This is a genomic window from Streptomyces erythrochromogenes (genome assembly GCF_040684695.1).
Lineage (GTDB): Bacteria > Actinomycetota > Actinomycetes > Streptomycetales > Streptomycetaceae > Streptomyces > Streptomyces erythrochromogenes_C.
Genome location: NZ_JBFBGM010000036.1, coordinates 50312 through 70242 on the forward strand (window position 1 = coordinate 50312; position 19931 = coordinate 70242).

The window sequence follows — 19931 nt, forward strand, 5'->3', positions numbered from 1 at the left end:
GGCTCCGGTCGTCCGACCGCGCGCGGCCGTCCGCCCGCGTGCGCCTTCCGCGGAGGAGTCAGACCAGGTGCTTCTCGAACCAGTGCTCCGCATACGGGCCGGAGTTGTACGCGGGTATCTCGGCATAGCCCTGACGCGCATACAACGCTCGGGCCTCCACGAGATCCGACCGGGTGTCCAGCCTGACCCGCTGCGCGCCCAGCGCCCGGCTCTCCTCCTCCAGGACCTGGAGCAGGGCCGCCCCGCCGCCCGTACCGCGGGCGCGCCGGTCGACGAAGACCCTCGTGAGCTCGGCGGTCACCGCGTCGAGCAGCCGGACCCCGCCGCAGGCGAGCGCCTCGCCGCCCAGGCGCCCGACGACGAACTGTCCCGTCGGCGGTTCCAGCCCGTCGCCCGGGAACTCCAGCAGCCCTTCGTCGATCTCGGCCTCGGTGACCTCGCGTTTCCAGTACCGGCCGGCGACCTCGGCGTAGTAGGCGCGGCGCAGCCGGGTTGCATCGCCGCTCGTGAACGGTTCGGTGGACACGGTCCACGCGGGGGACACGGTCCACGAAGCGGAAGCGGACGGCGTCGAAGTGCGGTGTTCGCTGTGAGTGGTCATGGCGTCATTGTGGAGTTGGCGCGCGATCTCCCGCGTGGAATATCCACAGGGGCGGGCCGATGATAGGAAAAGCGACCATTCCGCCTACCCGGAGGGTGTGAAACGCCATGGCAGAGCATCCGGACTGTGCCCTGATCCGCCGCGGTTACGAGGCCTTCGGCTCGGGCGACATGGAGGCGCTGGGCGCGCTCATGACCGCCGACGTCATCCACCACGTGCCCGGCAACAACCCCATGTCCGGACACCACAAGGGCCGGGAGCACGTCCTCGACTTCTACCGCCGCCTCGGCGAGGAGACGAAGGGGACCTTCCAAGTGCACCTGGAATCGGTGCTCGTGGACGGGCGGGGGCACGTGATGAGCTTCCACACGGCGCGCGGTGACCGAGGTGACCGCGGCATCGAGATCCGCCAGGGGCTCTTCTTCACGATCGTCGGCCACAAGATCACCGACATCGACCAGTGCACCGCGGACATCGACGAGGAAGACGCCTTCTGGAGCTGACCCGCTCCTGATCCGGAGCCGACCCGCCCCCGATCCCGGAGCCGACCCGCCCCGGATCGCCCGCACCGACGCCACCGGCCCGATCCCGGCCGTTCGGCCCCGGGACAACGCCCCGGGGCCGAACGCCGGCGCTCGCTCAGGCCTTCTTCGGCGCCGCCTGCTGCACGACCTCGAACGACCACACCGTCGAGGCCGAGGCCGCCGGCTTTGGCCGCTCCGCCGCGCCGCCGTCCGCACCGCCCTCGCCGCCCGCACCGCCGCCACCCTGGTGAGCGGCCTTCATCGGCCCCTCCATCCACGCCTGGAAGTCCTCCTCCGAACGCCACCGCGTGTAGACGAGGTACTGGTCGGTGCCCTCCACGGGGCGCAGCAGCTCGAACCACTCGAACCCGTCCGAGCTCTCCACCGCCCCGGCCCGCGAGGCGAAGCGCCGCTCCAGGACCTCCCGCTGCTCGGCGGGAACCGTCAGTGCGTTGATCTTCACGATGCTCATGGGAGCCATCCTAGGGATCCTGCGGGGGATATCGTCGTGCGGGTAATGGTGCGCGGCAGCCAGGCGAAGTCGGGGTTGCGGTCAACAGGGCGGGAGGCCGGCGAGGCGTGGCTAACGCGGCGGAGCACAGCACGGCGGACGGACATGCCGGAGTCATAGGCGGCAACAGCAGGCTCGGCGCGGCGCGGCTCCTCCTGTGGGCGCTGGCCGGCGCGCTCGCCGTCAGACAGGCCGTCGCGGTGCTGCGCGTGCCACCGGCCGAGTGGCTGGGCGCCTTCCACCTCCCCGGCACCCTCCCGGGCCCGGGCGGCCCGGTCGCCGGCCCGGTCGCAGGCTCCGTCTACGACGTCGGACAGTTCGCCGGCACCCCCTTCGCCGGGCTGGTACTCAAGCCGCTCGCCGGTCTCGCCGCCCCCTCCCTGGAGGTCGCCTGGACCTGCGTGACGCTGCTGTTCGTCGCCGCCATCGGGCTCGTCGCCGCCCGCGGCCTGCCCGACCCCGTGCCCCGGCGCACCGCGCTGCTGGCCGCGCCCGTCCTGACGGCCCTGATGATGGTCTCGCTGCCGGTCCGCGAGGCCGCCTCGCCCGGCCGGACCGCCGTCGTCCCCGTCCTGCTCGTGCTCCTCGCCGTCTTCCGGGTGCCCGGCGACCGCCCCGCCGGCCTCCTCGTCGGCCTCGCCGCCGCGCTCCAGCCGGCTCTGCTGCTCTTCGCCCCGCTGCTGTGGCTGACCGGACGCCGCCCCGCCGCCCGCACCGCCGCCGTGACCTTCGCCGCGGCCACCGCCCTGTCGTGGGCGGCCCTGCCGCGCGACTCCTGGACGTACTGGGTGCACCACCTGGGCGGCACCGGCCTCGGCGGCGCCCCCGACGGCCTCGCCAACCAGTCCGTGCACGGCGCGCTGCTGCGCCTCGGTCTGACCGGACCGGCCGAGGTCCTGCTCTACGCCGCCCTCGCGGGCACCGTCGTCTGGTTCGGCCTGCGCCGTGCGGTCCGCTACGCCCGCGACGGCCAGCTGCTGCTCGCCGTCGCCGTCACCGGCTGCGTGGCCGTCGCCGTGTCCCCGACCGGCTGGCGCCACCAGCTGCTGTGGGTGCTGCTCGCCGTGGCCGGGAAGGTGGGCCGGCGCGCCGCCGACCGGCGCGTGTGGCCGGTGGCCGTGGTCCTCGCCATGACCCTGCCGAGCGCCGTACTGCTGCCGAACCTGACCGCGCTGGCGCCCGTACGCGACAACGTGCTGCTGCTCACCGCGGTGGCGGCGGCCTGCGCGGTGCCGTTCCTGCCCCGCTCCTCCCCGTACTGGCGCGATCCCGTACCGACGGACTACGGGCGGCCGGTGGCGGCCCGCTGGTCGCGCGTGCCGCTGCTGCCGTTCTGGCGGCGCGTGCTGTCCCGCCCGAACCTGCTGCTGGAACTCCTGCTGATACGGGTCGGCTACTCGCTCTACTCCCACATCCGGGCGGCGGCGCCCACCAGCCGCTCCCTCGCCGAGGGCAACGGCAGCCAGATCCTCGGGATCGAGCAGGCGCTCGGCCTTGACATCGAGCACGCCGTGAACCACGCCGTGGTGGCGACGCCCTGGCTGGAGGCCTTCTTCAACTTCTACTACACCTCCTTCCACTTCGTGGTCCCGCTGACGATCCTGGCGGTCCTGTACTGGCGGCGCCCCGGCGACTACCGCTGGGCCCGGGCCTCCCTGGGCCTGGCCACCGTCCTGGCCCTCGCCGGATTCTGGCTGTACCCGCTCGCCCCGCCGCGCCTGATGCCCGGCCTCGGCTTCGTCGACACCGTGCACGGCCCGCAGGACCTGGCCAACCCGTCGTACGGGGCCATGACCGCGATCTCCAACCAGTACGCGGCGATGCCCTCGCTGCACTTCGGCTGGTCGCTGTGGTGCGGGATCGTGATCGTCGTGCTCGCCCCGAAGGGCTGGCAGAAGCTGCTCGGTGCACTGCACCCGCTCATCACGGTGTGCGCGATCGTCGCCACCGCCAACCACTGGGTGCTGGACGCGGTCGGCGGGGCGGTCGTCGTGACCGCCGGCTTCGGGCTCGTGCATGTCCTGTCCGGGCCGCGCGGCCTGCGCGTGGACCTCCCGGCGCAGCAGAGCGGGAACGGTACGGAACGCTCCCCGGCGGCCGATGCCCCCGCGAAGGCGGCGGCCGAGCCCGTCGCGGGTTCGCGCCCCTGACCGACCGGGCTCCCGGTCGGCGCGCCCGGGTCAGCTCTCGCCGCGCCTCCTGCGCAGCAGCGTCCGCAGCGGTCCCGGGCTCTCGTACCCGACCCGCCGGGCCACCGCCGCCAGCGGCAGGTCCGTCGTGCGCAGCAGGTGCTCGGCCTGCTCGACCCGCAGGTCCTGGACCAGGCCCACGGGCGTGCGGCCGAGGGTACGGGCGACCGCGCGCTGGAGGGTGCGCTCGCTGACGCCGAGTTCCCGCGCCGCGTCCGCGATCGGCGCCGGCTCCGCGAGGCGGGTCCGTGCCCACTGCTCGAAGGCGGCGACGAGCGGGTCGTGGCGGGCCAGGGCGCTGGGGATGGCGTACGCCGCCTGTGAGGCCCGGTCGTCGACGACGAGGTAGCGGCGGACCAGGTCCGCGAGGGCGGGGCTGCGGGTGCCGACGATCGACAGGGCCAGGTCGAGATGGCCGAACGCGGCGCCCGCCGTGGTGATCCCGCCGGAGCTGACGACCATCCGGGTCTCGTCGAGCGTGACCTTCCGGTACCGGTCCCGGAAGAAGGGGGCGAGCCACCAGCTGGTCGTCGCCCGCCGGTCGTCCAGCACTCCGGCCTCGGCCAGCAGGAACGTTCCCGTGCAGGAGGTGGCGAGCGGGGTGCCGCGTCCGCGGGCCTCGGCGAGGACCCGGCGGGCGGGCCTGCACGCGGCCGACGCGACGGCCTCGACCAGGGCCTCCGGGCGGCGCTCCATCAGCGCGGGCACCACGAGCAGGTCGGCGTCCTCGGCGACGGAGACCGGCTCGGTGTCGATGCGGTGGCCGAGCCCGGTGCGGATCCGCCGCCGCACGCCGACCGTGCGGATGTCGAAGGCGGGCGGCGGGGCGCCGGCCACCCGGCCGCGCAGCACGTCGGCGGTGTGCAGCACGTCGAGGACGGCGGAGATGCCCGAGTCGAAGACCCCGTCGAGGGCCAGTACGGCGACTTTCACCGCTCCACGGTAGCGCCGGACGGCCTCGACGCGGGTGTCGGAATCCGTGCGGAAGCTGCCGGATCCGACACTCCCGATCGGCCCGGCGCGTGCCTAGGGTCGTTGCCATGACCACGTATGAGACCGGCGCCCCCGAGACCAGCGCCCCGCCGCGGACCGGTGCCCCGCCGCAGACCGGGGCCCCGCTCCGCAGCCGTACGCACACCTGGGAGCCGCGTCCGGAGATGACGCCCGAGATCCTCGGCATGAGCGGGCTGGAGATCCTCCGGGCGAGCCTCAAGGGCGAACTGCCCGGCGCGTCGATGATGAGCACCCTGGGCTTCCGGCTCACCGAGGCCGCCGAGGGCGTCGCCGTCTTCGAGGGGGACCCGGGCGACCACCTGCTCAACCCCATGGGCACGGTGCACGGCGGCTTCCTGGCCACCCTGCTCGACTCGGCGCTCGGCTCGTCCGTGATGACCCTGCTCCCGGCCGGCACCGCCTACACCACGGTCCAGCTCGGGGTGCACATGATCCGGCCGGTCATGGCGGACACCCCCACGCTGCGCTGCGAGGGAACCGCCCTGCACGTGGGCCGGACCACCGCCACCGCCGAGGCCCGGGTGACCGGTACGCACGACGGCAAGCTGTACGCCCACGCCACCACGACCTGCGCGATCCTGCGCGCGGGCTGACGCGTACGAGCCGTGCGGGCCGAAGGGGCGCCGGGGCGCACATCGCCCCGGCGCCCCTTCGGCTGGATCGCCGCTGGAGTCAGGATCACCCCGTTCGGGTGGGTCCGCCACTCGAACGGAGGATCGGACGCGCCGGAGGATCGGAGGCGCCGGAGGTCCGGCCGGCCGGGGAGCGGCCGGCGGACGGCAGGGGCCGGGGCGTGGGAGGAGCGGCCCCTGCCGTCCTGGGTCACGGGTCAGCCGTGGCTGACCCGCAGCTCCTTGATGCCGTTGAGCCAGGCGGCGCGCAGCCGGCGCGGGCCCTCGCCGGCCAGCCGCAGGTCGGGCAGCGCGTCGGCCAGGGCGTTGAAGATCAGGTCGATCTCCATCACGGCCAGGGACTTGCCGAGGCAGAAGTGCGGACCGCCGCCGCCGAAGCCCAGGTGCGGGTTCGGGTCGCGGGTGATGTCGAAGACGTCGGGGTTCTCGAAGACCTCGGGGTCGTGGTTGGCGGAGGAGTAGAACATCCCCACTCGGTCGCCCGCCTTGATCTTCTGGCCGCCCAGCTCGGTGTCCTGGGTGGCGGTGCGCTGGAAGGACACCACCGGGGTGGCCCAGCGGACGATCTCCTCCGCGGCGGTGGACGGCCGGGTCGCCTTGTAGAGCTCCCACTGCTCGGGGTGGGTCAGGAAGGCGTGCATGCCGTGGCTGATGGCGTTGCGGGTGGTCTCGTTGCCCGCGACCGCCAGCAGCAGCACGAAGAAGCCGAACTCGTCGGAGCCGAGGTTGCCCTGGCCCTCGGCCGCCACCAGCTGCGTGACGATGTCCTGGGCCGGACACTCCTTGCGCTGCGCCGAGAGGTTCATCGCGTAGCCGATGAGTTCCATGGCGGCGTTGGAGCCGACCTCGGCCGTGATCGCGTACTCCGGGTCGTCGTAGGCGATCATCTTGTTCGACCAGTCGAAGATCTTGGAGCGGTCCTTCTGCGGTACGCCGATCAGCTCGGCGATGGCCTGCAGCGGAAGCTCGCACGCCACCTGCGTGACGAAGTCGAAGCTCCCGTCGGCCGCCGCCTCCGAGGCCTCCTCGACGATCTTCCGGGCCCGGTCGCGCAGGGCGTCCTCCAGGCCGCGGATGGCCCGCGGGGTGAAGCCGCGCTGCACGATCTGGCGTACGCGGGAGTGCTCCGGCGGATCCATGTTCAGCATGATCAGCCGCTGGGCATCAATCGCATCACGCTGGATGTGCTCGTTGAAGCGGATGATCGCGGTGTTGGTGGTCGAGGAGAACAGCTCGGGGTGCGTGGAGACGTACTTGACGTCCGCGTGCCGGGTCACGGCCCAGTAGCCCTCGTCGTCGAAACCGGTGACCCCCCGCCGCTGCGGGCACCACCACACGGGGGCGGTCTGCCGCAGCCGTGCGAACTCCGGGTGGGGGACCCGGCTCTGGAGGAGGTCGGGGTCGGTGGCGTCGAAACCGTCGGGGAGCGCGGGGCAGGACATCGGGCAACTCCAAAGTCTGAAGTCTGACGGACCATCAGAAGTTGGCTTGAAGGTAGTAACGAGTTCTAGAAGTGACAAGGGTCGGCGCGCCAACTGTTGCGTGTGGAATCCGTGCAGGGCGCGTGCAAGACCCTTGCGTGCGGGGCCCCAGGTCATAAGACTGCGGATAGAACTAGAACGCGTACTAGTTCGGGGCGGGGCGCCGGGACGGCCCGCCGTGCTGGCGCTGTGCAGGAGAGGACGAGCTCATGGCCGCGGAACCCGTCATCGTCGAAGCCGTACGCACCCCCATCGGCAAGCGCGGAGGCGCGCTCGCCAACCTTCATCCCGCCTACCTGCTCGGTGAGACCTACCGCGAACTCCTCGCCCGTACCGGAATCCAGCCGGACTGCGTCGAGCAGATCGTCGGCGGCACCGTCACCCACGCCGGCGAGCAGTCCATGAACCCCGCCCGCAACGCCTGGCTCGCCATGGGGCTCCCGTACGAGACCGCCGCGACGACCGTGGACTGTCAGTGCGGCAGCTCGCAGCAGGCCAACCACATGGTCGCCAACATGATCTCCGGCGGGGTCATGGACATCGGCATCGCCTGCGGGGTCGAGGCCATGAGCCGCGTACCGCTGGGCTCGGGTTCCAAGCACGGCCCGGGCAAGCCCTTCCCCGACGAGTGGAACGTCGACCTGCCCAACCAGTTCGAGGCCGCCGAACGCATCGCCCGCAACCGCGGCCTGACCCGCGAGGACGTCGACCGCCTCGGACTGCTCTCCCAGCAGCGGGCCCAGGCCGCCTGGGCCGAGGAGCGCTTCAAGCGCGAGACCTTCGCCGTACAGGTGCCGACCACGGAGGAGGAGCAGGCCGCCGGGCAGGGCATGTGGCGCCTGGTCGACCGGGACGAGGGCCTGCGCGACACCAGCATGGAGGCCCTGGCCCGGCTCAAGCCGGTCATGCCCACCGCCGTGCACACCGCGGGCAACTCCTCGCAGATATCCGACGGCGCCGCCGCCGTGATGTGGGCCTCGCGCAAGATGGCCCGCGCCCTCAAGCTCAAGCCGCGCGCCCGGATCGTCGCCCAGACGCTCGTCGGCGCCGACCCCCACTACCACCTCGACGGGCCGATCGACGCGACGCGGGCCGTGCTCGGCAAGGCCGGCATGTCCCTCAAGGACATCGACCTCGTCGAGATCAACGAGGCCTTCGCCTCCGTCGTCCTCAGCTGGGCCAAGGTCTTCGACCAGGACCTGGAGAAGGTCAACGTCAACGGCGGCGGCATCGCCCTCGGCCACCCCGTCGGCGCCACCGGCGCCCGCCTGATCACCACCGCACTGCACGAGCTGGAACGCCGCGACAAGGAGTTCGCCCTGATCACCATGTGCGCCGGCGGCGCCCTGGCGACCGGGACGATCATCCAGCGCCTCTGACCGCGTCCGCGCGCACACCCCCCGCGCGCAGGACGCACGCGATCCCGTGGGATGGGATGCAGAAGGCCCCGGTGGCCGGACCTGGGGAGGCCGGCCACCGGGGCCTTCGAATGCTTGCTGCTACTGCTACTGCTACTGCTGCTGGCGCTGCGGTGGGTGCCGCGGCTTAGTACCAGTGGTTGGCCTGCCAGAAGTTCCAGGCCTGGACCGGGCTGCCGTAGCGCTCGTTCATGTAGTCCAGACCCCACTTGATCTGGGTGGCCGGGTTGGTCTTCCAGTCGGCGCCCGCGGAGGCCATCTTCGAGGCCGGCAGGGCCTGGACCAGGCCGTACGCGCCGGAAGAAGAGTTGGTCGCGGTGTGGTTCCAGCCGCTCTCGTGCGAGACGATCTTGTCGAAGGCCGCGAACTGCGCCGGGTCCTTGATCATCTGCTGCGCGATCGCCTTCGCACCCGTCGGGGCGGCCTGCGCGGGAACCGCGGCCAGCATGGAACCGGCGACGCCCAGGGCGAGGACGGAACCGACGAGGGTCTTCTTGGAAGCGGCGATGCGGCGGATGACAGCGTTGGACACGGATGAACCTTCCGAAGGGGACAAGGACGGTCGCACGCACGCCGAAGCGGTGCGTGAGCCACTCACGCGAGGGAGAGGGGTTCGTCGGCGGGGGGTGAAGCACCCCGGCCGCCTTGCGACACGTTCAGTTCTACCGACGCCCCGACGCCCTGGCAAAGGCCCCGCCTACTAGCCCGCCTCGGACACCAGGGCCCTCCGACCCCCGGTCGAAACGGGTGAATCGGGCGTTATCGGCCGCTCCGACGTCTCCTACCCGCCCTCGTATGTGACGTGCGTCCTGTGGGCCGCCTCACCGGCGAAGGCCCCCGAACTCACCCTCGGTGGCCGGACGCGTACCCGTCCGGCGCAGGTTCACCGATCTCCGCGCCCCCGGAATCGAAGGAGACGGGCGCATCGAACGCGGCTTTGCGGGTCGCCCGACGCAACGCCCGCAGCACAGTGCCGCCGAGCGTGAGCGTCAGTACGACCGTCAGCGCGGCCCGGCCCAGGTCCCAGCCCAGCGAGGTCGCCAGGTAGTACGCGACGAACCGCGCCAGGTTCGCGGCCAACGGCTCCCCCGCGTGGAAGGAGATGCCGTCCTCCCCACCCGGGATGATCGTCCATCCCTGGAGGTTCATGACCGCGCCGTACGCGAAGGCCCCCGCGCAGCCGTACGCGGCCAGCATCAGCAGCTCCGCCCGGCCCCGGATCCGCTCCGGGCCCGGCAGCAGCCCCGCGCCCAGCGAGAACCAGCCCAGCGACAGCATCTGGAACGGCATCCACGGCCCGACCCCGCCCGTCAGCAGGGCCGAGGCGAACATCGTCACCGAGCCCAGGACGAAGCCGAAGCCCGGACCGAGGACCCGGCCGGCCAGCACCATCAGGAAGAACATCGGCTCCAGGCCGGCCGTGCCCGCGCCCAGCGGTCTCAGCGCCGCACCGACGGCCGCGAGCACGCCGAGCATCGCCACCGCCTTCGCGTCCATGCCCTGGTCGGCGATCGTCGCCACGACGACGGCGACCAGGAGGGGCAGCAGCGCCGCGAACAGCCACGGCGCGTCCTGGGAATGCGCGAGCAGCCCCGCCTGCCGGTCGGCGAGCAGGGGCCAGCCGAAGGCCGCGATGCCGATGAGGGTGACCAGCAGCAGGGCCGCGGCGGCCCGGGGGCCGATCCGGACGGGGCGGTTCGCCCGACGGTTCGCCCGGCCGATCGCAGGGCGGTTCGCAGGGCGGTTCGCGGGGCCGGTCATCGGGCCGCCGCCGCGTCGAGGGCCTCGGCGACCTGGCTCACGGTGAGCCAGTGCCCCGGTGCCAGCACCTTCGCCACCTGCGGCGCGAAGGCCGGCGAGGACACCACGACCTCCGCCGTGGGGCCGTCCGCCACGATCTCCCCGCCCGCCAGGATCACCACGCGGTCGGCCAGCTCGGCCGCCAGCTCCACGTCGTGGGTGGCCAGGACGACGGCGTGCCCGTCGGCGGCCAGGCCGCGCAGGATCTCGATCAGCCGGGCCTTGGCCGCGTAGTCCAGGCCGCGGGTCGGCTCGTCGAGCAGCAGCAGCGCGGGCCGGCCGGTGAGGACCAGCGCCAGGGCCAGGGCCAGGCGCTGGCCCTCGGACAGGTCACGGGGGTGGGTGTCGTCGGGCACCCCCGGCAGCAGGCCGGAGACCAGGTCGCGGCAGGTACCGGGGGCCGCGCCGGCGTCGGAGTCGGCGGCGGCGCACTCGGCGGCGACGGTGTCGGCGTAGAGCAGGTCGCGGGGCTCCTGGGGGACGAGGCCCACGCGGCGCACCATCTCGGGCGGTGCCGTGCGGTGCGGGGTCCGGCCGCCGACGGTCACCTCGCCGGTGGTGGGGGCGAGCGTACCGACGAGGGTGGAGAGCAGGGTGGACTTCCCGGCGCCGTTGCGGCCCATCAGGGCGATGGTCTCGCCGGGGGCCACGGTGAGGTCGATGTCGCGCAGCACCTCGGTGCGGGCTCGGCGGAGGCCGAGGTTCCGGGTGCGGGCCACGTCTGCCGGGGCGCCTGCCGGGTTGCCTGCCGGGTCGCCTGCGGCGGGCTCGGCAGGGTCGGCGGGCTCCGGCTTGCCGCCGCCGCGGCGCAGCAGACGGCTGAGCAGGCCGGGTGCGGCGCCGTTGCCGGGGGCGCCGCCCCCGGACCCCCGCGCCTCAAACGCCGGCGAGGCTGAAAGAGCGGGGCTCTCCCCCGAGCCCCGCGCCTCAAACGCCGGCGAGGCTGAGATGCCCGGCGTGGGGTCCGCCGTGGGTGTGAGGCGGGTGAGGAGGGGTGTGGCGCGGCGGCGGGCGTCGCGGACCGAGAGGGGGAGGGGGGACCAGCCCGCGAGGCGGCCCAGGGAGACCACCGGCGGGCAGACCGGGGAGACGGCCATGACGTCCGCCGGGCTGCCGAGGACCGGGGCGGCGCCCCGGGCGGGCAGCAGCAGGACGCGGTCGGCGTACTGCACCACCCGCTCCAGCCGGTGCTCCGCCATCAGCACGGTCGTGCCCAGGTCGTGGACCAGTCGCTGGAGGACCGCCAGGACCTCCTCGGCCGCCGCCGGGTCCAGCGCCGACGTCGGCTCGTCCAGCACCAGCACCTTCGGGTGCGTCGTCAGTACCGAGCCGATCGCCACCCGCTGCTGCTGGCCGCCCGACAGCGTCGCGATCGGACGGTCGCGCAGCTCGTTCAGGCCCAGCAGGTCGAGGGTCTCCTCCACCCGGCGGCGCATCACCGCGGGCGGCAGGCCCAGCGACTCCATCCCGTAGGCCAGCTCGTCCTCCACCACGTCCGTCACGAAGTGCGCCAGCGGGTCCTGGCCCACCGTGCCCACCACGTCCGCGAGTTCCCGCGGCCGGTGCGTACGCGTGTCGCGGCCCGCGACCGTGACCCGGCCGCGCAGGGTGCCGCCCGTGAAGTGCGGCACCAGCCCGCTCACCGTCCCCAGCAGGGTGGACTTGCCGACCCCGGACGGGCCGACCAGCAGTGTCAGCTCCCCCTCCGGGATCTCCAGGTCGACGCCCCGCAACGAGGGGGCGGAGGCGGCGTCGTAGGTGACCGACACCTGCTCGAAGCGGATCACGGTGACGCCTCCTTGGGCGGTACGGGGGCCACGAAGGCGGGCAGCAGGCCGATCAGGACCGCGGCCGCCGGCCACAACGGCAGCGTGGGGGCCACCAGCGGGACCACCCCCGGATGCAGACCGGCCGGATCGACACCGCCGGCGTGGATGAGCAGGCCGGCGACGGCCGCCCCGGAACCGGCGACCAGCCAGGCCCGCACCCCCCACCGGTCGGGCCGGTAGCGGGTGCGCACCGACCGGCGTCCGCCGAGCCGCAGGCCCGCCAGGGCCAGGGCCGTGCCGATGCCGAGCACGGGCAGCCCGTACGCGGCGCCCTGCGCGGCCAGCAGCCCGTACGTGCCCGCGCACACGCCGAGCAGGCCGCCGAGGGTGAGGGCGGTGGTGGTGTGCCGGACGGCCGGCGGGACCTGCGCGGTACGGCCGTAGCCGCGGGCGTCCATCGACGCGGCGACCGCGACCGAGCGCTCCAGGGCGCCCTCCAGCACCGGCAGGCCGATCTGCAGGACGGCCTTGATCCCGCCGGTGGGGCGGCCGCGCAGCCGGCGGGCGGTGCGCAGGCGCACCACGTCGGCGACCATGTTCGGCGCGAACGTCATGGCGACGACGACGGCCACGCCCGCCTCGTACAGGGCGGCCGGCAGGGACTTCAGCAGCCGGGCCGGATTGGCGAGGGCGTTCGCGGCGCCCACGCAGACCAGGAGCGCGGCCAGCTTGGCGCCGTCGTAGAAGGCGAAGACGAGCTGCTCGGCGGTGACCCGCCCGCCGAACCGGATGCCCTGCGCCCACGCGGGCAGCGGGACCTCCGGGAGGACGAAGAGGGTGTGCGTGCCGGGGATGGCCGAGCCCAGGAGCATCGAGAAGAGCAGGCGCAGGCCGATGACGACCAGGCCGAGCTTGAGGAAGGCCCCGTAGGAGCGGGCCCAGGGCGCGTCCGTGCGGCGGGCCGCGACCACGAAGCCGGCGACGCCGACGATCAGCCCGAGGAGCAGCGGATTGGTCGTGCGGGACGCGGCGGTGGCCAGACCGAGGGCCCACAGCCACCAGGCCCCCGCGTGCAGGGCGGTGGCCCGGCCTGCCTGCGGGGCCCTGAGCCGTTCGTACGCCGACCGGCGCGGGGAGTCCGCCGCCCCGGGCGCGCTCCGGCGGGCCGGGGGCACGTCGGCGGGTGCGGCTCCGGTGGGTGCTCCCGCGGGCGCCCCGGACGCGGGGTGGGTCATCGGCGCCGGCGGCGGGACTGCCACACGCCCGCGGCGGCCAGGGCGGCGACCGCGGCGATGCCCACGAGCAGACCGGCGGACGGGCCGCCGCCGCCCGGGGCGGACCCGGACGGCTCGGCGGACGCCTGCGGCGCGCCGCTCTCCGCGATCTGCTCCCCGCAGCCGTGCTGCGGGTAGCCCGAGATCGCGCACAGCAGCGCCGCGCTGTTGTAGCGCAGCGGCTTGGCGACCGCCGCCAGCGCCTCCGCGGTCGTGGCCTCGGGTGCCACCTGCGCGCAGGCCGTGCGCGGGGCCTCCTGCGGTACGACCTCGCCCGTCGGGGCGTCCGCCTGCACGCCGAAGTCGATGACGAGGGCCACCCGCTTGCGGCCCTCGGCCGGTGCGGTCGCCCCGCACACGGCCTCGAAGTCGGCGGCGGCCCGCGGCTTCGCCGCCTCCGCCGCCGCGTCCTTGCTCACCGCGAAGCGGAAGCCCTGGACCGAGCCGTCCGCGGGACGGGCCAGCGACGGCCCCTGCGTGGCGTACGACCACTGGCCGCCCGCCGCGCCGTCCCAGAACGACCAGTAGCGGTAGCCGGCCGCCAGCGCCGGAGCGGCGGCCAGCAGGGCCAGGACGATGCCGAGGGCGAGGGCCGCGGCGGGCAGGCGGCGGCGCATCAGAGCTGGTTCTTCTTCCGGCGGCCGCTCAGCAGGATGCCGATGCCCATGCCGGCCGCGGCGCCCGCACCGATGATCCACCAGAGGTTCTGGCCGCCGGACGGCTCGTCCTTCTCGCCCTTCACCTCGGTCGCGCCGGTGTCCGAGCCCTGCGGGGCCGGGCCCGTCGCGTTCAGCGCGGCCACCAGGTCGGTGCCGCCGAAGGACTTCGGGTCGGTGCCCGTGGCGTGCGCGGCGAGGACCAGGGTGCCCAGCGCGGCCGGGGAGCCCTTGGCCCACTCGGCGGAGTTGCCCTTCAGCCACTCCAGCGCGCCCGCCGCCGACTGCTTGTGGCCGGCCGCGGCCAGCGCGATGACCGCGTCGGCGGTGTTGCCGGTGTCCGCGGTCGGCTGGTCCGCGCCCGGGGTGAGGGCCGTCAGGTGGCCGTCCTTCTTGAGGGCCTCGGCCAGGTAGCCGGCCGCGCCCTGGGCGGCGGCCGCGGCGCCGGCCGCCGGGTCAGTGGCGGGCGCCGCCGGGCAGGTCAGCGGGGCCGCGGGGGTGTCCGTACCGGAGGGGACGACGGCCGTGCCCTTGCCGAGGCCGGCCAGGGCCGCCGCGGCCGTGGCGTCGGCGTTGGCGACGAGCTTGCCGCCGACCGGCTGGAACGCGAAGGAGCCCCGGTCCGCGGCCGGCTCGGCGGCGCAGCTCAGCTGGAAGGAGAGCAGCGCCTCGTAGGGGGACTTGCCCGCCTTCGACTTCGTGTCGGCCGGCTTCTCGCCGGCCGCGGTCAGGGCGCTGATCACGATGGCGGTCGAGTTGGCGTCGGTGCCGCCGTCCATGGCGCCGCCGGGGTTGGAGCTCCAGCCGCCGTCCTCGTTCTGTACGGACTTCAGCCAGCCGATCGCCTTCTTGACGGTGTCGTCGTGGCCGCCGAGCGCGGTCAGCGCCTGCACGGCCGCGGCCGTCGCGTTGGAGTCGATGTACGCCGTCGCGTCGCAGTCCTTGGTGGTGTCCGCGCGGAAGGCGGGGAAGGAGCCGTTCGCGCACTGCTGGCCGACCAGCCAGTCCACGGCCTGCGCGGCGGGCTTGACGCCGACGGTGTCCTGGGCGAGCAGCGCGAAGGACTGCCGCCACACGCCGTCGTAGGTGGGGTCGTTCTTGCCGTAGAGCCCGGAGGGGATGACCGGGGGTGCGGAGGGGGAGGGCGGCGCGGTGTCGGCGAGGGCTGCGGGGGCGACACCCACGCAGAGCACGGCGGAGGCGGCGAGCGCGGCGGCGCTGCGGCGGACGGTCATGGGGGAGGGTGCCTCTCCTGCTGGGGAACCGGGGCAGGCACGCACGGGCACCGGGCTCCGGCTCCGTTTTCCTCGACGGTGCCGGCCGCCGGAAGGACCGGCGGCGCGAGCCGCGCACTTACGGTACGGGGCATTCCGGCTTCCCGCCCGGGTGGTGCAGGGGGCGGGTCACGGTTGCGGGTCAGCGCCGGATTCGCACCGGCTTCCCCCCGTACGGGGTGTGGACGACCGCCTCACTCTACCGGCCCGTAGCTCCCCGGCCCGGGGGCGTCCGGTGGCGGACGGTTCCGGGGCCGCCCGCCCGGCCCTCGCGCCGGGCCCCCGCGCCCGCCCTCACAGGGCCCGGTACGTCACCGGGTCGGTGCCGGGGACCGCCTCGGCGCGGCCCTGTTTCACCAGCCGCCGCAGATGCGCCTCCGCCTCCGAGACGGCGATGTTGCGGGAGCCGTACGGGATCTGCTCCCAGGGCCGGTTCCACTCCATCCGCTCGGCGAGACCCCAGGGGGTCAGCGGCTCGGCCAGCAGCTCCCAGAGCCCCGTCAGGCGTTCCTCGTGGTGGTCCAGGAGTTCCCGTACGCGGGCGGGTGCGTCGGTGAAGGCGTGCTGGTGGGCCGGGAGCACCTCGGCCGGTGCGAGGCGGCCGATGCGTTCGAGGGAGTCGAGGTAGTCGCCGAGGGGATCGGTGACGCGGGTGTCCTCGGGCGCCTCGTAGAGGCCGATGTGCGGGGAGATCCCGGGCAGCAGGTGGTCGCCGGAGAAGAGGCGGCCGTTGCCGGGGAGGTTCGCCGGGTGCTGTTCCTCCAGGTGCAGGCAGACGTGGCCGGGGGTGTGGCCGGGGGTCCAGATCGCGCGCAGCCGGCGTCCGGCGAGGGGGAGCAGCTCGGCGGGGACGATCTCGCGGTCGGGCACGGCGGCGCGCAGTCCGGGCAGGGTGCGCATGCGGCCGCTCGCGCGGGCGGCGCGCAGCGGGGCGATGTGCTCCTCGGGGGCTCCGGCGGCGGCGAGCTTGGCGCTCATGTAGTCGAACCACACGCCGGGCTCGGAGGAGCGGGTGCGGACGACGACCTCGGTGTCGGCGGCGTGCATGGCGATCCACGCGCCGGACGCCTCGCGGACCTTGCCGGACAGTCCGTGGTGGTCGGGGTGGTGGTGGGTGATGACCACGCCGTGGACGTCGGCGATGGCGATACCGAGCGCGGCGAGGCCGGCGACGAGGGTGTCCCAGGACGCGGGGTCGTCCCATCCGGTGTCGACGAGGACCGGGCCGCGGTCGGTGTCGAGGACGTGGACGAGGGTGTGTCCGAGGGGGTTGTCGGGGATGGGCACCTTGATCCCCCACACGCCTCCGCCGTGATCGGTGACCTGTGACGTGTCCTGCGGCATGAGCCCTCCGCCTGTCGGCCGTCCTCGGACGAGAACGCGTTCCAGTAGTAGCCCAAGTCGACCATCCGGGCGGCTTTCTGGCTAGTCGTTGGATCTTCTTCCCTCTTCCGTCCTGGCCGTGGACTCCTAGAACTAGAACTGGTATCAGTTCGGGAACGCCAAGCCGCAGGAGGCCTCAGCCATGACGGAGCTCGTGGAACACGGAAAACTGTTCATCGGCGGTGAGTGGACGGATCCGCTGGGCACCGACACCATCCGGATCGTCTCCCCCCACACCGAGCAGGTCATCGGCTCCGTCCCGCACGCCTCCGAGGCCGACGTCGACCGCGCCGTCGCGCTCGCGCGCAAGGCCTTCGACGAGGGCCCCTGGCCGCGGATGACTCTGGAGGAGCGGATCGCGGTCGTCTCCCGCATCAAGGACGCCATCGCCGTCCGCCACGAGGAGATCGCCCGCTCGATCAGCTCCCAGAACGGCTCCCCGTACTCCTGGAGCGTCCTGGCCCAGGCGCTCGGCCCGATGATGGTCTACGACGCCGCGATCACCGTCGCGCGCGCCTACCCGTACGAGGAGCACCGCCAGGGCGTGCTCGGCCCGATCCTGGTGCGCCGCGAGCCCGTGGGCGTCGTCGCCGCCGTCATCCCGTGGAACGTCCCGCAGTTCGTCGCGGCCGCCAAGCTGGCCCCGGCCCTGCTGTCCGGCTCCACCGTGATCCTCAAGCCCTCCCCGGAGGCGCCGCTGGACTCCTACATCCTCGCCGACATCGCGCGCGAGGCCGGAGTGCCCGAGGGCGTGCTGTCGATCCTGCCCGCCGACCGCGAGGTCAGCGAGTACCTCGTCGGCCACCCCGGCATCGACAAGGTGGCCTTCACCGGCTCGGTCGCCGCCGGCCGGCGCGTGATGGAGGTCGCCGCGCGCAACCTCACCCGGGTCACCCTCGAACTCGGCGGCAAGTCCGCCGCCGTCGTCCTCCCCGACGCCGACGTGGAGACCGCCGTCGCCGGGATCGTGCCCGCCGCCTGGATGAACAACGGCCAGGCCTGCGTGGCCCAGACCCGGATCCTCGCCCCCCGCAGCCGGTACGAGGAGGTCGCCGAGGCCCTCGCGGCGGCGGCCGGAGCGCTCGTCGTCGGCGACCCGCTCGACCCGGCCACCCAGCTCGGCCCGCTCGTCGCGCAGCGCCAGCAGCAGCGCTCCCTGGACTACATCCGGATCGGCCAGGAGGAGGGCGCCAAGGTCTTGGCGGGCGGCGGCCGCCCGGCCGGCCTCGACCGGGGCTGGTACGTGGAGCCCACGCTCTTCGGCGACGTCGACAACTCCATGCGGATCGCCCGCGAGGAGATCTTCGGCCCGGTCGTCTGCCTGATCCCCTACGGGGACGAGGAGGAGGCCGTACGGGTCGCCAACGACTCGGAGTTCGGCCTCAGCGGCAGCGTCTGGACCGCGGACGTCGAGCACGGCATCGACTTCGCCCGCCGGATCCGCACCGGCACCTTCAACGTGAACACCTTCAGCCTGGACATGCTGGGGCCGTTCGGCGGCTACAAGAACAGCGGTCTCGGGCGGGAGTTCGGCCCGGAGGGCCTGGGCGAGTACCTGGAGCACAAGATGATCCACCTGCCGGCGGGCTACGAGGCGGGTGCCTGATGGGCGACCGCTGGCAGGTCGAGGTGGACCGGGGGGTCTGCATCGGCTCGGGCATGTGCGTCAACCACGCCCCGGACGGCTTCGTCCTGGACTCGGCGCGCCAGTCCCACCCGCGCAGCCCGCAGTCGGACGCGAGCGAACCGGTCCTCACGGCGGCGGAGGGCTGCCCGGTGGAAGCCATCATGATCACACTGGCCGTCACCGGCGAACCGGTCTTCCCGCCGGAGGAGTAGGGGAGCAGGGGAGTGAGGAGCGGGGGAGCGGACGGGGGCGGGGCCGACGGCGCGCCCCCGGCCGCTGCCGATCACTTCCGCTCGGCGGCGCTCCGCTCGACGCAGAACTCGTTGCCCTCGGGGTCGGCGAGGGTGACCCACCCGGTGCCGTCGGGCCGGCGGTGGTCGCCGGCGACGGTGGCGCCGAGGGCGAGGATGCGCTCGACCTCCTCGTCGCGGGTGCGGTCCTGCGGCTGAAGGTCCACGTGCACACGGTTCTTGACGCTCTTGGCGTCGGGAACGGTCACGAACAGCAGCGCCGACCCGGGCGCCGTGACCAGCGCCTCGGGGTCGCCGGGGAAGTCGTCGTCGGCGAGCGAGCCGTCCAGAACGGCGGCCCAGAACTGGCCCAGTCGGTAGGCGTCGGAACAGTCAACTGTGATGTGTCGTACGAGAGAAGCCATGGGGCGCACTATCGGACGCGGCGGTGACCCCTGTCCACAGGAATTGGCGCGGCCGGGCCGGACGCGAGACGGGCCGACTCCGGCGACACACCCCCGGCGGGCCGGGGCCTGAACCGAGAGCGAGCCCCGGGGGTTCCGACGAGGCGCGGCGGAGGCGTAAGCCGCGGCGGGGGTGCGGGGGAGCGGGTTTCGCGGGGCGGGGGACGGAAGGCGCGGGGTGGTGTGGGGGCGGCAGTCGGCGGGGCGGGGGTGCCGAGGCGCGGCGGTGGTGTGGGGAGCGGGATGTACCCGGGCGGTATCGGAGTTGTTCTGGGGGTTTTTCCGTCTGTCCGATGGTTTTCCGGGTCGTGCCGGTCCCTCAAGGGCGCTCCTGCGTCGCGTCGCGTTGCGATGGCCTACGGCCACCCTTGACCGCCCGTCCCGCCCCGGAACTGCAAGGACCGGCGGAAAACCCCAAAAGAACGAGCCGGGCGACGAGAGACCATCGAGGCGGTGCCCAGCGCGAGCAAAGCCCGGTACGCCCCAAATCGCTACGCGCTCCTGCCCGACGGCGTCAGCAGGCCCCGTGGGCTGGGAATAGGCCGCCGCAGATCGCTACGCGCTTCTCGATCACGCGTCCGCAGCGCGTCTGGGGCCGGTCATAGGCAGCAGAGGCGTGATGGCCTGCTCACGGACGGCGTCTGTGGGCGGTTCGGGGGAGGAAAAGCGCTGGATGACGGCTGAGGCGAACCCCATCCGTGTCTACGTGAGTGCGCACCCCAGAAGGCCCTCGGTTTGCCCTAATTGCCCTTCTTTGGGTGGGCGGTTGGGATGTCACTCTGACGTTGTCGGGGGTTGAGATCGGCTGGGCCGATGGATCGCCCTCCCGCCCCTCGAATCCGCCCCTCCCAGCCCCTGACGACCGCCGGACGCGGTCAGGGCGAAGCGCGTAGCGATCGATGGCGGCTTATGTCCAGCCCACGGGGCCTGCGGACGCCGTCTCGGAGGAGCGCGTAGCGATTTGGGGCGCGCCGGGCTCCCGCCCGGCGTCGCTGATGTGGCCGTCCCTGAAACGAAGGTCCCGGCTCGTTCTTTTGGGGTTTTCCGCCGGTCCTTGCAGTTCCGGGGCGGGACGGGCGGTCAA

18 protein-coding genes are annotated in these 19931 nt (G+C 73.7%); 6 read left to right on the forward strand and 12 right to left on the reverse strand.

Annotated elements, in window-relative coordinates; all coding sequences use genetic code 11:
* Positions 1–58 precede the first annotated feature (58 nt).
* Positions 59–601, reverse strand: a complete 543-nt coding sequence (locus tag AB0O53_RS35065; RefSeq protein WP_351000331.1) for a GNAT family N-acetyltransferase — start codon at positions 599–601, stop codon at positions 59–61.
* A gap of 107 nt (positions 602–708) precedes the next feature.
* Between AB0O53_RS35065 and AB0O53_RS35070 the strand changes: the two genes are divergently transcribed.
* Positions 709–1104 (forward strand): nuclear transport factor 2 family protein, encoded by a 396-nt coding sequence (locus AB0O53_RS35070; protein ID WP_351000334.1) that lies wholly within the window; start codon positions 709–711, stop codon positions 1102–1104.
* 136 nt (positions 1105–1240) lie between these two features.
* Here AB0O53_RS35070 and AB0O53_RS35075 read toward each other — a convergent pair whose 3' ends face one another.
* Entirely contained in the window at positions 1241–1597 is a 357-nt protein-coding gene (locus AB0O53_RS35075) for an antibiotic biosynthesis monooxygenase family protein (RefSeq protein ID WP_351000336.1), read from the reverse strand.
* Positions 1598–1704: 107 nt separating this feature from the next.
* Between AB0O53_RS35075 and AB0O53_RS35080 the strand changes: the two genes are divergently transcribed.
* Positions 1705–3786, forward strand: coding sequence for a phosphatase PAP2 family protein (locus AB0O53_RS35080; protein ID WP_365201090.1), 2082 nt, complete (start codon positions 1705–1707; stop codon positions 3784–3786).
* 30 nt (positions 3787–3816) lie between these two features.
* Here the strand turns inward: AB0O53_RS35080 and AB0O53_RS35085 are convergent, their stop codons facing one another.
* Entirely contained in the window at positions 3817–4758 is a 942-nt protein-coding gene (locus AB0O53_RS35085) for a GlxA family transcriptional regulator (RefSeq protein WP_351000342.1), read from the reverse strand.
* A 107-nt stretch (positions 4759–4865) separates the two neighbouring features.
* On the opposite strand from AB0O53_RS35085, the gene AB0O53_RS35090 reads away from it, so the two are divergent.
* Complete coding sequence (locus AB0O53_RS35090; protein ID WP_365201093.1) at positions 4866–5432, forward strand: PaaI family thioesterase; 567 nt, start codon at positions 4866–4868, stop codon at positions 5430–5432.
* Between the two features lie 236 nt (positions 5433–5668).
* Here the strand turns inward: AB0O53_RS35090 and AB0O53_RS35095 are convergent, their stop codons facing one another.
* Positions 5669–6913 (reverse strand): cytochrome P450, encoded by a 1245-nt coding sequence (locus AB0O53_RS35095; protein ID WP_351000348.1) that lies wholly within the window; start codon positions 6911–6913, stop codon positions 5669–5671.
* A 248-nt stretch (positions 6914–7161) separates the two neighbouring features.
* Between AB0O53_RS35095 and AB0O53_RS35100 the strand changes: the two genes are divergently transcribed.
* The gene (locus AB0O53_RS35100; RefSeq protein WP_351000351.1) at positions 7162–8331 is read left to right on the forward strand and encodes a steroid 3-ketoacyl-CoA thiolase; all 1170 of its coding nucleotides are present in this window, start codon (positions 7162–7164) and stop codon (positions 8329–8331) included.
* Between the two features lie 166 nt (positions 8332–8497).
* Here the strand turns inward: AB0O53_RS35100 and AB0O53_RS35105 are convergent, their stop codons facing one another.
* From AB0O53_RS35105 to AB0O53_RS35135, 7 genes are all read right to left on the reverse strand, one after another.
* Positions 8498–8902 (reverse strand): aggregation-promoting factor C-terminal-like domain-containing protein, encoded by a 405-nt coding sequence (locus tag AB0O53_RS35105; RefSeq protein WP_351000354.1) that lies wholly within the window; start codon positions 8900–8902, stop codon positions 8498–8500.
* 311 nt (positions 8903–9213) lie between these two features.
* Positions 9214–10131: an ECF transporter S component gene (locus tag AB0O53_RS35110; RefSeq protein ID WP_365201098.1), complete on the reverse strand. Its 918-nt coding sequence runs from the start codon at positions 10129–10131 to the stop codon at positions 9214–9216.
* Positions 10128–11957 carry an ABC transporter ATP-binding protein gene (locus tag AB0O53_RS35115; protein ID WP_365201101.1) on the reverse strand — a complete coding sequence of 610 codons (1830 nt, stop codon included), beginning with the start codon at positions 11955–11957 and terminating at the stop codon, positions 10128–10130. The genes AB0O53_RS35110 and AB0O53_RS35115 overlap by 4 nt, the downstream gene beginning before the upstream one ends.
* Entirely contained in the window at positions 11954–13174 is a 1221-nt protein-coding gene (locus AB0O53_RS35120) for an energy-coupling factor transporter transmembrane component T (RefSeq protein WP_351000362.1), read from the reverse strand. Before AB0O53_RS35120 ends, AB0O53_RS35115 begins: the two co-directional genes overlap by 4 nt.
* Positions 13171–13830, reverse strand: coding sequence for an SCO2322 family protein (locus AB0O53_RS35125; RefSeq protein WP_351000365.1), 660 nt, complete (start codon positions 13828–13830; stop codon positions 13171–13173). Before AB0O53_RS35125 ends, AB0O53_RS35120 begins: the two co-directional genes overlap by 4 nt.
* Positions 13830–15104, reverse strand: coding sequence for an SCO2321 family membrane protein (locus AB0O53_RS35130; protein WP_351000367.1), 1275 nt, complete (start codon positions 15102–15104; stop codon positions 13830–13832). The genes AB0O53_RS35125 and AB0O53_RS35130 overlap by 1 nt, the downstream gene beginning before the upstream one ends.
* A 333-nt stretch (positions 15105–15437) precedes the next feature.
* Entirely contained in the window at positions 15438–16487 is a 1050-nt protein-coding gene (locus tag AB0O53_RS35135) for a Strvi_7410 family MBL fold metallo-hydrolase (protein ID WP_351000370.1), read from the reverse strand.
* A gap of 181 nt (positions 16488–16668) precedes the next feature.
* Between AB0O53_RS35135 and AB0O53_RS35140 the strand changes: the two genes are divergently transcribed.
* Both AB0O53_RS35140 and AB0O53_RS35145 read left to right on the forward strand, forming a co-directional pair.
* A complete protein-coding gene (locus tag AB0O53_RS35140) occupies positions 16669–18132 on the forward strand; it encodes an aldehyde dehydrogenase (RefSeq protein ID WP_351000373.1) in 1464 nt (487 codons plus the stop codon).
* Positions 18132–18365, forward strand: a complete 234-nt coding sequence (locus AB0O53_RS35145) for a ferredoxin (protein ID WP_031146059.1) — start codon at positions 18132–18134, stop codon at positions 18363–18365. Before AB0O53_RS35140 ends, AB0O53_RS35145 begins: the two co-directional genes overlap by 1 nt.
* Positions 18366–18436: 71 nt before the next feature.
* Here the strand turns inward: AB0O53_RS35145 and AB0O53_RS35150 are convergent, their stop codons facing one another.
* The gene (locus AB0O53_RS35150; protein ID WP_351000376.1) at positions 18437–18808 is read right to left on the reverse strand and encodes a VOC family protein; all 372 of its coding nucleotides are present in this window, start codon (positions 18806–18808) and stop codon (positions 18437–18439) included.
* Positions 18809–19931: the final 1123 nt, after the last annotated feature.